Raw genomic sequence first — 12,808 nt, forward strand, 5'->3', positions numbered from 1 at the left:
TTCGTGGATCGAAAGACCTTGAATGGGGTGATCTGCTTTAAGAAGCGGGACGAAATTTTTTATTTAGGACGTAGTATAAGAGTATTGCTTCAAAATATGAACCACGAACAACGAATATCGAAGGACGAGTTAGGGGTGTAAATGATGTGGCTCAAGGCTTGGAAACAAAACAAAGAAAATTCCATTGACCAGATTGCCCTCGAACGTCTTCCTCGCCATGTTGCCATAATCATGGATGGGAATGGGCGGTGGGCTAAAAAGCGTGGGCTTCCCCGATCAATGGGACATCGGGCGGGAGTCGAGGCTTTACGGAAGATTGTGAAGACCTGTTCCAACTTAGGAATTAAGGTTTTGACAGTCTATGCATTTTCTACGGAAAACTGGAGTAGGCCAAAGGATGAAGTCGGTGTTCTTATGACTCTTCTTACAGAATACTTAAGGAAAGAACTGCAAGAACTTCATCATAATAATGTAGTTATTCGGGCTATAGGGGGTATTTCAGCTCTGCCTTCGGAAGCGCAGAAGGAGTTAGAAAACTCAATTAAACGTACTCAAAATAATTCGGGCCTTATACTTAATATTGCCTTAAACTATGGTGGACGATCAGAAATTATAGATGCTGTCAAAAAAATAAGTAACGAAGTCTTAAATCAGAAACAGAAAATAGAAGACATTAACGAAAAATCCATGAGTGATGCACTTTTTACAAAGGGCTTGCCTGATCCTGATTTAATGATTCGGACTTCAGGAGAGATGAGGCTAAGCAATTTCTTGCTCTGGCAGTTAGCGTATACTGAAATTGTAGTTACCGAGGAGCTTTGGCCCGATTTCGGGGAAAAGTCATTACTTGATGCAATTAAAGCGTACCAACAACGGGATCGCCGCTTTGGTGGAATACATACAGATTGAGGATAGTACATGTTTAAACGAACCATGAGTGCACTTATCGGTGCGCCAATATTACTGGGGTTAATATATTTGGGGGGATCTTATACAGCATTTCTGATAGCTGTGTTGACATTCCTGGCCTTGCGAGAATATTTACAAATTGGTGTTCAGATGGGAGTAGCCCCTTGGTATATACAAACTTCTACAGCCACTGCTGTATGGCTGACTAGTTTATTCATTGGTAGGGAAGAATGGATAATGGCGGCCCTTATATTTTGGTTTCTTATTTGCCTGGGACGCCTTGCCTTAACATATCCTAAGACTCAGCTCACTGAAGCAAATTTTAATTTATTAGCGGTTCTTTATGCAGTAGTCATGCTGTCTCACCTCTACTTGCTTCGGCAACTTCCGAGAGGAATAGAGTGGACAATGCTTACAATCTTTTTGGTATGGGCTACAGATACTGGTGCATATCTTATAGGGAGACAATTTGGGAAACATCTTTTAGCTCCTAATGTAAGCCCCAAAAAAACTATAGAAGGTTCAATTGGAGGCTTGGCCTTCAGTGTCATTGTAGCCCTTGTCAGCTGGAACATAATCGGAGGAGCACCTTGGCATATCTATATAGTCATAGGCGTAATAATTGGAATTAGCGCTCAAATTGGAGATCTATTTGAATCAGCCTTGAAACGCAGTGCAGGAGTTAAAGATTCTGGGAACCTTATACCAGGGCATGGGGGGATTTTAGATCGTTTTGATAGTCTTATATTTGCCTTACCATTGGTATACTATGGAATAATATTGCTGTCATGAGGTGAAAGTAATGAGTATTCAAAAACACCCTCTATGGGCAAATATCAATAGGCTGGCAATAGTAACAAGTCTGCTTATCCTCCTGAAACTTTTTACATATTTTTTCCATGATTTCTTGCCGATTTTCGTTGGAGTTGTCAGTGATTTGTTTAGTGCTTTTCTCCCCTTTATTATTGCTCTAATCATTGCTTTTTTACTTGAACCGCTTCTTGTCAGGTTAATGAGAGCAGCAAGGATTGGAAGGCCCTATGCAGCGGTGCTTTCGCTACTTATGGCAATCGCTGGCCTAAGCCTTTTTGTTTTTCTAATCGTTGCCCGCCTTTATACTGAGCTATCTGAGTTAGCCATTAGTTTACCTAATTATGGCTACCTGGTGGATTTGGTATCCAAGCAAGTGGAGACGGCAGAAAGGTTTGTTGAAGTAAATCCCCAGATACAAGATACTTTGTTTACCGCGACTCAATCACTGGCTTCAACCCTACAAGCTTGGGCAAAATCTGCCAGCACATTCTTATTGTCGTTTTTAACTGCTTTGCCTAGAGTATTTATAGTATTAGTGGTGTCAGTTGTTGCCACTTTACTGATAAGTTCAAGCTATCCTGATGTAAAGCGATTTATATCCAACTTGTTTCCACGAAGATGGCATGTAAGTGCCCAAGCAATCAGCTCAGATCTGGGAGCAGCTGTTGTGGGTTACTTAAGGTCTCAGGCAATTTTGGTATCGGTAACTTCACTGGCAACCATAGCTGGATTATTGCTTATGGGCAATCGTTATGCAGTCACCCTTGGCGTTATAGCTGGCCTTCTGGATATTGTGCCAATAGTTGGGACAGGAATGTTATTCGTGCCTTGGGCTGTAGGACTAATTATCATGGGTTCTTTTGGAGAGGGCCTAAAGCTTTTAGTTATGTGGATAGTTATAATGACAATACGACAGTTACTTGAGCCGAAAGTATTGTCTAAAGGAATTGGGATTCATCCACTGCCAACTCTTATTTCAATGTACGTAGGGCTTCAATTGATAGGGGGGTTTGGTCTGATTATTGGGCCGGCTCTGGTAATATGTTACGAAGCTGTGCGGAGAGTTGGTGTATTTGGACCTCCGAAAGATTATTAATTATCGTGATACCAGATATTAATAGAATAAGCTTATGAGCAGGAAGAGATGATTCGTCTTGAAAACACTGACAATCCTGGGATCAACAGGGTCGATCGGGCGCCAAACATTAGATGTTGTCAATCATGCGGAAGGACGCCTTAAAATTTACGCCTTGGCAGCAGAGAAAAATGTACGGCTTATGGAAGAACAGGCTCGGTTGTTTCGACCTGAAGTTGTAATAATGATGGATGAATCTGCTGCCAGTGATCTACGCAGTCGGTTGAGAGATTTACCGATCAAAGTGGCTCAAGGAATGGAAGGGATAATTAACTCTGTTGTTGCAGAGAAAGTCGATATAGTTGTTACTGCACTATCAGGCAGAGTAGGCCTGGAGCCTACGCTAGCTGCAATTGCTGCAAGGAAAACTATTGCACTTGCCAATAAAGAGACACTAGTGGCGGGCGGAGATTTGGTAATGTCAGCCGCTGAAAAAAATGGCTGCAAAATTCTACCGGTGGACAGTGAACATTCCGCAATATTTCAGTGTTTAGAAGAAAGTACTGAAACTATTGAAAAGATTATTTTGACAGCTTCAGGGGGGCCTTTCTTTGGTTGGACAAGAGAAAGGCTAGAAACTGTCACTTTAGAGAAGGCTCTTTGCCATCCCAATTGGGAAATGGGTGCAAAAATCACCATAGATTCTTCAACAATGATGAATAAAGGATTGGAAGTTATTGAAGCCCATCATTTGTTCAATATGGAGTATGATGAAATCGAGGTGCTCATTCATCCCCAGAGTGTAATCCACTCTATGGTAGAATATCAGGATGGTTCCGTATTGGCTCAGTTAGGGAGGCCGGATATGCGATTGCCAATACAATATGCTTTAAGTTACCCAACACGATGGAAGAATCCCTTTGAGCGACTCAATCTTCGGGGGAAAACCTTGACCTTCCATGAGCCGGATTTTGAAGCGTTTCCAGCTCTGGCTTTAGCCTATCAAGTCGGACGACGAGGGGGGACTCTCCCAGCTGTAATGAATGCGGCTAATGAGGTTGTAGTTTCAGCATTTCTCCAAAAGAAGGTTTCATATCCGGCAATTATCGAGATTGTTGAAAAAGTCTGCTCGGAACACTGTGTTTTAGATAATCTAGATTTGGGTAGGATACTCGATGCCGATAATTGGGCTCGTCAACGGGCCGAAGAATTAATTTCTAGATTCTAAGCTCAAGGGATAGGGGATAAGGATAAAAGGATTATTGTTTAAAAACTTTGTGAAGATTAACAAGATAATTTCTAAATTAAAGATTGGCACATAAATATCATTCAGTGGAATTAAGATCATAAAACCTTTCGATCCATGAACTACGAACCAGGTTCCGATCTGGAGCCGCGAATATCGATAAAGGGGGGGTTAAAGTGTTAACGACACTAGCCATTGTTTTTGTCTTTGGAAGCATGGTCATGATTCACGAATTTGGACACTATATTGTCGCAAAGTGGATTGGAGTTAAGGTGATTGAGTTTAGCTTTGGTTTTGGTCCGAAAATCGTGGGTTATCAGGGGAAAGAAACACTTTATTCTCTACGGATTGTTCCTCTTGGGGGGTTTGTCAAACTTCATGGTATGGACCCGGAAATCAATGATAATGGTCAAGCTGTAATTGCCTCAAACAAAGATGCCAGAAGTTTTATGAACAAGCCCATATGGCAACGTATGGCGGTAATAGCTGCCGGTCCTATTATGAATTTTGTATTGGCAATTATTATGTTTGTCAGTGTTTTTGCTTACATGGGGATTCCGGCTCAGAGCAATACTAACACGATTGGCTCATTACTAAAAGATAAGCCGGCTGCAGCATCTGGGCTCCTTGCCGGTGATAGAATTATTGCTGTCAATCAAGCCCCAACTCCAGACTGGACACGTTTAACTGAAGTAATTCATTCTAAACCAGATCAAGTGATAAACCTGACTATCGAGAGAGGCACCGATCAACAACATCATACTGTTTCCGTAAAGACCGAAAAGGATGCTCAGACAGGGTACGGAATGATAGGGATCGCACCTGAAGTTAGTTATGTTCACGCCTCTATTATGGAGGCAACAAGAGTCGGAATTCAACGATCTGTTGATTTCACTAAGCTGATCGTTGTAACCCTAGTACAAATGATCACTGGAAAAATTCCTGCAGACGTGGGTGGCCCGGTCATGATAGCCCAGGTTATTGGAGAAGGTGCTAAAGAAGGTTTCTCCAATCTATTAGGCTTAACAGGTGTTTTGAGTATTCAACTAGGTCTCATTAACCTTTTCCCAATTCCTGCACTTGATGGAAGCAGACTCGTTTTTCTATTAATTGAAGGTTTGAGAGGCAAACCCCTTAATCCTGAAAAGGAAAATATGATCCATTTGGTGGGCTTTGTCTTGCTTATGGGTTTAATGCTGGCTGTAACTTATAAAGATGTTCTGCGATTGTTTGTTAAAGCAGGTTAGATCTTGCCTTGATTGATGTACAGGGGGAACGGAATTCATGATTCACAGAAAAAACACCAAAGCTGTGCAGGTTGGATCTGTAAAAGTAGGCGGAGGGGCTCCGATCGTAATACAATCTATGACTAATACGGATACCAGAGACATTGTCAGCACACTAGCCCAGATTCATTCTTTAGCGAAAGCTGGGTGTGAAATTGTGCGACTGGCAGTTCTAGATCAGGATGCCGGCGAGGCCTTAAAGATAATTGCAGTTGATAGCCCACTTCCGGTAATTGCTGACATACATTTCGATTATCGTTTAGCTATTCAAGCAGTTGAGCAAGGGGTTCATGGTCTAAGGTTGAATCCGGGGAATATTGGAGCTCGCTGGAAGGTACAAGAGGTTGTAAAGGCAGTTAAGGAACGGCAAATCCCTATTCGGATCGGAGTTAACGCCGGCTCCTTAGAGAAGGAACTCCTGGAAAAGTACGGGGGGCCTACTGCCGAGGGAATGGTGGAAAGTGCCTTGGGACATATTCGACTTCTGGAAGAAGAGGGATATGATAAAATTAAGGTCTCTCTAAAAGCATCCTCTGTTCCTTTGATGCTGGAAGCCTATCGAAAGATTCACGAAGTTACCGAGTATCCTTTACATTTAGGGGTCACAGAAGCCGGGACGGTGAGTTCCGGCGTAGTGAAATCGGCAATAGGAATCGGTACTCTTCTGGCCGAAGGCATAGGGGATACCATTCGGGTATCATTAACCGGTGATCCAGTGCGCGAAATTCCGGTGGCTTTAGAAATTTTGCATGTCTTGGACTTACGGCAACGTAGTGTAGAGTTAATCAGTTGCCCTACCTGTGGTCGAACTCAAGTTGATCTGGCCGGATTGGCAGAGCAAGTCGAGGAACGACTAGCTCAACTCCCCCCCTTGGACAAGCCGTTAAAGGTAGCAGTTATGGGGTGCGCAGTCAACGGGCCTGGCGAGGCTCGTGAAGCGGATTACGGGATTGCCGGCGGTAAAGGCATGGGGCTCTTATTTCGCAAGGGAGAGATAGTAGCTCGCCTTCCGGAACATGAGTTACTGGCAGCTTTGCTTCACGAAATTGAGGAGTATGTTAAGGAACACCAGAGAAAATAGACATAGTGAATTAGCTATAATACTAACTTAAAAAATAAATTGATGATTATAGAAGGGAATGGACACAATGCTAGTCAGCCAATTATTAAATCCTACACTTCGCGAAGTACCTGCTGAAGCAGAAGTTATCAGCCATCAGTTAATGCTCCGGGCAGGCTTAATTCGCAAGTCGGCTTCCGGATTTTACACCTATTTGCCTTTGGGATTAAAAGTCTTAAAAAAGATCGAAGCTATTGTTCGAGAGGAAATGGATGCCAAAGGCGGACAGGAAGTTCTTATGCCAATTATGCAACCGGCTGAATTATGGAAAGAAAGTGGTCGCTGGGATGTATATGGTGCAGAGTTATTTCGGCTAAAAGATCGTCATAACCGTGAGTTCTGCCTAGGTCCGACTCACGAAGAAATTATCACAGACCTAGTTCGGGGTGAAATTCGGTCTTATAAACAGCTCCCGATGCTTCTTTATCAAATACAAAATAAATATCGGGACGAGCGGCGTCCTCGCTTCGGATTAATGCGTGGCCGTGAATTTGTTATGAAAGACCTCTATTCCTTTGACCGTGATGAGGCTGGACTCCATGAAAGCTATCAAAAAATGTATGACGCTTATTGTAGAATTTTTTCCCGCTGTGGTTTAACTTTCCGTCCCGTTGAAGCAGATGCCGGCGCTATTGGAGGTACAGGGGGAACCCATGAATTTATGGTTCTAGCAGATTCCGGAGAGAATGCTGTCGTTCATTGTTCTGGGTGTGATTATGCAGCTAATATGGAAAAATCTGAGTGTCGCCCTCAGGTGATTGACGATGCAGCTCCGGAAGAGAAGAGTAAGTTAGTGTCTACGCCGGGAGTAAAGACCATTGAAGACCTCAGTGAGTTTTTGGCAGTACCGAAGAGCTCCACCATTAAGTCGTTGCTTTACCAAGGGGATGATAAAATCTTTTTGGTGTTAATACGTGGGGATCGCACACTCAATGAAATAAAGCTGAATAACGCTTTAGGCGGATTTGTCTCCCTTCAGCTTGCCTCATCTGAGTTAGTTCTGCAGACTTTAGGGTGTGAACCTGGGTCTGTAGGTCCAGTCGGAGCACCGGATGGACTTTGGGTAGTAGCTGATCAAGAGGTTCCTTTGATGAAGAGGGCTGTTTGTGGAGCTAATAAATCCGATCATCATTATGTAAATGTTGTTCCCGGTAAAGATATCCGTATAGACAAGGTTCTTGATTTAAGAATGGTCGAACCGGGCGAAGCGTGTCTTAAATGTGGGGCTCCACTTAAAGAGGCCAGAGGAATTGAAGTCGGTCAAGTATTCAAACTTGGGACTAAATACAGCAAAGCACTTGGTGCGAACTTTTTAGATGAGAACGGAGTCGAAAAAAGCTGTGTGATGGGTTGTTACGGTGTTGGGGTAAGCAGAACAATTGCCGCTGCCATTGAACAAAACCACGATGATAATGGGATTATTTGGCCAATGCCAATTGCTCCATACCATTGCATAATCGTACCGACTAGTAATAAAGATTCATTGGTTGTTGAAACTGCTGAGAAACTTTATCAAGAGTTAAAAGATTTGAGAGTCGAAGTCATTCTGGATGATCGAGATGAACGTGCTGGTGTGAAATTTAAGGATGCAGATTTAGTAGGTTATCCAATAAGGGTAACTTTGGGAAGTAAAACCTTGGCCAATGGTCAAGTTGAACTTAAAGAACGAAAATCCGGTGAAACCTACCTGGTACGGGTAGAGGATCTCTCGCAAGAGGTAAAGACAAGAATTGAAAAAGCTCTTAGTGCTAACTAAATATTTCGGAACATAAAACTTGCGGGAGCATCAATTCGTGGAAACATGCAAGTTTGGAGACTTTCAGAATCGAGTGAATCTGCCCTTTTTGAAATGCAATTTAATTAAGGCAGATTCACTTGCTAAAAAATACAATATTATTTGATGGTTATTTTGTTAAATCCTTGAATAATCTTTTAATTAAAATTATAATAGAGCCTAGCTCGCTAAAAACTTAACTAAATAATTACTGGATGATATTTACGGGAGATAGGCAAATTTGCCTGCCGAAGAGGTTGTACTTTCAGGAGCTTACATTTAAGCAGGACCGTAAATTGACAGGACTCTGGAGAGATCCATTAATGGGCGCCGAAGGGGCAACGCAAAATGCTTTGCTAATCTCTCAGGCAAAAGGACAGAGTATTGAAGTTTAATGGTCAATCACATTTGTGATCTCACCATAAACTTGTACTGTTTACTATTTAAATCCAGAGTCAAATCGCAAGATTTGGCTCTTTTTATATATAAGATGGAGCGCATAGCAGCAATCCACAAAGGTATTATATTTACGGAGGAGGAAAAGGACATGGAATCATTTCACAATACTATCATTTGGCTAAACGAATACCTCTGGGGTCCCCCAATGCTCATCTTACTTTTCGGTACGCACTTATTTCTAACCTTTCGTACTCGCTTCATCCAAAAACACATTATTAAAGCCATTAAGCTTTCGCTAACGAAAGATACGTCTTCTGAGGGAGATGTAAGCCAGTTCGGGGCTCTCACCACAGCATTAGCGGCAACGATAGGAACCGGTAATATCGTAGGGGTTTCTACTGCCGTAGCTTTGGGAGGCCCTGGGGCTGTACTATGGTGCTGGTTAACGGGAGTCTTTGGTATTGCTACTAAGTACTCTGAGGCTCTGTTATCGGTAAAGTATAGAGTTAAGACCTCAGATGGGACAATGCTTGGTGGACCTATGTATGCTTTGGAAAATGGTTTGGGTCAAAAGTGGCTGGCGGTCTTATTTTGTATTTTTACAGCGATTGCGGCTTTTGGAATTGGCAACACAGTTCAAGCCAATTCCATTGCCACAATGGTCAATGAGACATTTAATATTTCGCCTTATATTACTGGCGGTGTAATGGCTGCTCTCACTGGCTTTGTTATTCTTGGGGGAGTTAAGTCCATTGCGCGAGTGTGTGAAAGGCTTGTGCCTTTTATGGCTATATTCTACGTGATTGGTTGTATTATTATTTTAGTTCTGAATGCTTCATTTGTAGTACCTGCAATCAGCCTGATTTTTAAATCAGCCTTCACTCCTCAAGCAGCTGGGGGTGGATTTATCGGAGCTTCTATCATGATGGCAGCACGCTACGGTATTGCCCGAGGGCTGTTCTCCAATGAGTCAGGATTAGGATCGGCTCCAATTGTGGCAGCAGCGGCTCAAACAAGAAATCCAGTTCGCCAAGCTTTAGTCTCTGCAACCGGAACCTTCTGGGATACTGTTGTGGTCTGTGCAATGACTGGAATCGTTGTAGTTAGCAGCATTATGAGCAATCCTGCTGCTACTGAAGGATTAAAAGGTGCAGCGCTAACGAAAATCGCCTTTGCTCAAATACCCGTAGTTGGCCCCATTGTCTTAACAGTTGGGCTTTTAACTTTCGTGTTTTCAACGATCCTCGGGTGGTCCTATTATGGAGAAAGAGCCATTGAATACTTGTTTGGAAAGGCTGCGATTATGCCATACCGAGGGGTCTGGGTACTTGCTGTATTCCTAGGGTCCATAATGACTCTTCAACTGGTCTGGGATATGGCAGATGCTATGAACGCATTGATGGCTATACCAAACCTCGTTTCCCTGTTGCTGTTAAGTGGAGTTATCGTCTCAGAAACAAAAAAGTATCTGTGGGAGGATAATTTAGACGAGGTTTCCAAGGATCCCATTCCGGTTATTAAAAATTAACATTCTGTAACATTAATTCTATACTATATCTTACTCAAAAAAAACGACCTTAAAGGTCGTTTTTTGAATTGAGTGCACTTTTATCAATATATATTCGTAAGAGCCCGTCATACCAGGGGAGTATCCACGGATCTTATTTGATGCAACGTTCAAGTAGTTAATGACTTAACCGGCCAAGGAAAGTTTGAGTGCGGGTTTCTTGAGGGTTTCCGAAAATCTGAGTAGGTGAGCCTTCCTCTATGATCCGGCCTTCGTCAATGAAAATTACCCTGTCCGCGACTTCCTTGGCAAACCCCATTTCGTGGGTTACGACAACCATAGTCATTCCGTCTTCGGCTAACTGCTTCATAACAGTAAGAACTTCCCCAACCAGCTCGGGGTCAAGGGCTGAGGTGGGCTCATCAAAAAGCATTATTTTCGGATGCATAGCTAGTGCTCGCGCAATGGCAACTCTTTGGCCCTGTCCACCAGACAATGTCCCAGGATAACAGTTCTGTTTGTCCAAAAGTCCCACCTTAGATAGTAACTCCTGGGCATCTTTGATTGCTTGGCTCTTTGGTTGATTAAGAACATGAACAGGTGCTTCGATGATATTTTCCAAGACTGTTAGGTGGGGAAACAGATTGAATTGCTGGAATACCATACCTACTTGACGACGAATCTGTTTCAGACTTTTTGAGTTCCTTTCCAACGGGACGCTATCAATCAATATTTCCCCCGAAGTTAAGGCCTCAAGCCCATTTAGACAGCGCAGAAAAGTGCTTTTTCCCGAACCACTTGCTCCGATCAGCACTACAACCTCACCGGGAGACACTGTAGCATCTATACCGTTTATAACCCTATGATAGCCAAAGTCTTTAACTAAACAGTTTACATTGATCATCGACTTTTCATGTATTTTAGTTAATTCCATTATCAACACGCCCTTGTCCTATTTTCTTTAGATAATCTCCATTCTAGGCTGCGTAATACTGCTGATATTACAGTTGTCATCAGCAAATAGAGGAGAGCAGCGGTAGTATAGAACTCCAAAGAACCAAATGTAACACTGGCAAAACGTTGCGAAGTTTGAAGGAGTTCCGACATAGTGATTACTGAACATAGTGATGAATCTTTCAGAGAGATGATAAACTGATTGCCTAATGAGGGAATTGAAATTCGTAAGGCTTGTGGAAAGATAATTCTGCGCAGGGTTAAGATTTTTCCCATTCCAAGTGATAAAGAAGCTTCAGTTTGTCCTTTAGGAATTGCTTCTATTCCACCCCGAAAGACCTCTGCCAGATAAGCTCCACTGTTAATTCCCAGTCCTAATACCGAAGAAGTAAAAGCACTTAAGGTAATTCCAAGTTGTGGTAACCCGAAATAAATGAGAAATAGCTGAACAAGCAAAGGGGTTCCTCGAACCAGCCAAATGTAAAAGTGAGCAACATATCGCAGAGGGGTATGAGATATCTTTAAAAGTGCGGCAATTAGGCCAATAAAGATACCAAAAGCAATTCCCAGTACAGCAAGTTCTATAGTCAGACCTGCTCCCTGCAATAAGAAAGGAAGATATTTAATGATGATACTAAAATCGAGATTCATAACCAATGCCTCCAGTCTGATCAATAAACACCCCTTTGCCGAATATGTCTAATCTTAAGCTCCTAACTATATGTGGTAAATAAGTTGAAATATCTGCTGTGAGCCGCTATTTAGATCTAATTGGGTTTAACGGATATCTTGATTGAAATACTTTTCACTAATCTGTTTATAGGTTCCATCATCCATCATTTCTATGAGTGCATTGTTTACTGCTTCAAGCAATTTTGGACTGTCTTTACGAATTGCAATACCCATTTTTTCTACATATAATAAATCTCCGACCAGTTTATACGGATAACTATTTTTCTTAATCGCATTTAAACCAACTATTTTGTCGGTAATCACGGCATCAACTCTTCCGTTAAGCATATCGTTAAAGGCATCGGGGTCTCCTTTGTAAGTATTTACAGTAGCACCCAATTCCCGTGCTTTCGTTTCAAATGTAGTGCCAAGCACAACCCCAACCTTTTTACCCTTAAGATCGGCGGATCCACTGATGTTTGAGTCAGAGGGTACAATAATTTGAGCTCCTGATCGATAATAAGGTGTACTAAAATTTACTTTCTCAAGTCGCTCGTCTGTAATGGCCATACTTCCCAAAATCATATCAAATTTCCCTGTTGTTAATCCTGCGATAATTCCATCCCATTCAGTTGCGATAGGGTTTGGATTTACATTGATTCTTTTGGCAATTTCCTGTCCTATTTCCACATCAAAACCTGTTAGCTTATTTTGCTCATTAAAAAAGTTAAAGGGTGGATACTGCCCACTCATAGCAAAGGTTATTTTGCCATCAGCCTTAATCTGATCTAAGGTTGCTGTAGGGGTTTTCTCGGAATTGCCTTTTGACGTACCACAGCCTGTGATTACCAGCAAAGCTATTGTAACAAGGACAAGCAATCTGAACTTTTTCATTCTTTCTACCTCCTATGTACCTTTTAATTGGGATCATATATTACAGCTTTTAAAAGAGCAATGAAACCACCTCCAAATGAAACTGAGCAATTATAGATTATTCATACATACAACTTATATAAAAAAGATAAGTTGTTAGTACTTATAGTATACCATACA

Annotated in this window: 11 protein-coding genes and 1 riboswitch; of the genes, 8 read left to right on the forward strand and 3 right to left on the reverse strand. The window is 42.1% G+C overall.

All coding sequences use genetic code 11. The features are described 5' to 3' along the window. The first annotated feature begins 144 nt into the window (after positions 1-144). The 8 genes from DP73_RS07940 (at position 145) to DP73_RS07975 (ending at position 10,150) form a co-directional block, all read left to right on the forward strand. Entirely contained in the window at positions 145-909 is a 765-nt protein-coding gene (locus DP73_RS07940) for an isoprenyl transferase (RefSeq protein ID WP_034598666.1), read from the forward strand. A gap of 9 nt (positions 910-918) precedes the next feature. Beyond that, positions 919-1,701 carry a phosphatidate cytidylyltransferase gene (locus DP73_RS07945; RefSeq protein WP_034598667.1) on the forward strand — a complete coding sequence of 261 codons (783 nt, stop codon included), beginning with the start codon at positions 919-921 and terminating at the stop codon, positions 1,699-1,701. 10 nt (positions 1,702-1,711) lie between these two features. After that, complete coding sequence (gene ytvI, locus DP73_RS07950; RefSeq protein WP_034598668.1) at positions 1,712-2,818, forward strand: sporulation integral membrane protein YtvI; 1,107 nt, start codon at positions 1,712-1,714, stop codon at positions 2,816-2,818. Positions 2,819-2,876: 58 nt separating this feature from the next. Next, positions 2,877-4,025, forward strand: a complete 1,149-nt coding sequence (locus DP73_RS07955; RefSeq protein ID WP_034598669.1) for a 1-deoxy-D-xylulose-5-phosphate reductoisomerase — start codon at positions 2,877-2,879, stop codon at positions 4,023-4,025. Between the two features lie 194 nt (positions 4,026-4,219). Continuing rightward, positions 4,220-5,290 (forward strand): RIP metalloprotease RseP, encoded by a 1,071-nt coding sequence (gene rseP, locus DP73_RS07960; protein WP_034598670.1) that lies wholly within the window; start codon positions 4,220-4,222, stop codon positions 5,288-5,290. Positions 5,291-5,327: 37 nt separating this feature from the next. Further along, on the forward strand, positions 5,328-6,410 hold the full coding sequence (ispG, locus tag DP73_RS07965) for a flavodoxin-dependent (E)-4-hydroxy-3-methylbut-2-enyl-diphosphate synthase (RefSeq protein ID WP_205623370.1): 1,083 nt from the start codon (positions 5,328-5,330) through the stop codon (positions 6,408-6,410). A gap of 67 nt (positions 6,411-6,477) precedes the next feature. After that, positions 6,478-8,205, forward strand: coding sequence for a proline--tRNA ligase (locus DP73_RS07970; protein ID WP_034598672.1), 1,728 nt, complete (start codon positions 6,478-6,480; stop codon positions 8,203-8,205). A gap of 315 nt (positions 8,206-8,520) precedes the next feature. Next, positions 8,521-8,613: riboswitch (glycine riboswitch) on the forward strand. A gap of 157 nt (positions 8,614-8,770) precedes the next feature. After that, positions 8,771-10,150, forward strand: coding sequence for an alanine/glycine:cation symporter family protein (locus DP73_RS07975; protein ID WP_034598673.1), 1,380 nt, complete (start codon positions 8,771-8,773; stop codon positions 10,148-10,150). Between the two features lie 157 nt (positions 10,151-10,307). On the opposite strand, the gene DP73_RS07980 is transcribed toward DP73_RS07975, so the two are convergent. From DP73_RS07980 to DP73_RS07990, 3 genes are all read right to left on the reverse strand, one after another. Beyond that, entirely contained in the window at positions 10,308-11,033 is a 726-nt protein-coding gene (locus tag DP73_RS07980) for an amino acid ABC transporter ATP-binding protein (protein ID WP_034598747.1), read from the reverse strand. 32 nt (positions 11,034-11,065) lie between these two features. Beyond that, positions 11,066-11,734 (reverse strand): amino acid ABC transporter permease, encoded by a 669-nt coding sequence (locus tag DP73_RS07985; protein ID WP_034598675.1) that lies wholly within the window; start codon positions 11,732-11,734, stop codon positions 11,066-11,068. Between the two features lie 126 nt (positions 11,735-11,860). Continuing rightward, the gene (locus DP73_RS07990) at positions 11,861-12,649 is read right to left on the reverse strand and encodes an ABC transporter substrate-binding protein (RefSeq protein ID WP_034598678.1); all 789 of its coding nucleotides are present in this window, start codon (positions 12,647-12,649) and stop codon (positions 11,861-11,863) included. Positions 12,650-12,808 lie beyond the last annotated feature (159 nt).

The organism is Desulfosporosinus sp. HMP52 (assembly GCF_000765145.1).
In the GTDB taxonomy this organism is placed as follows: domain Bacteria; phylum Bacillota; class Desulfitobacteriia; order Desulfitobacteriales; family Desulfitobacteriaceae; genus Desulfosporosinus.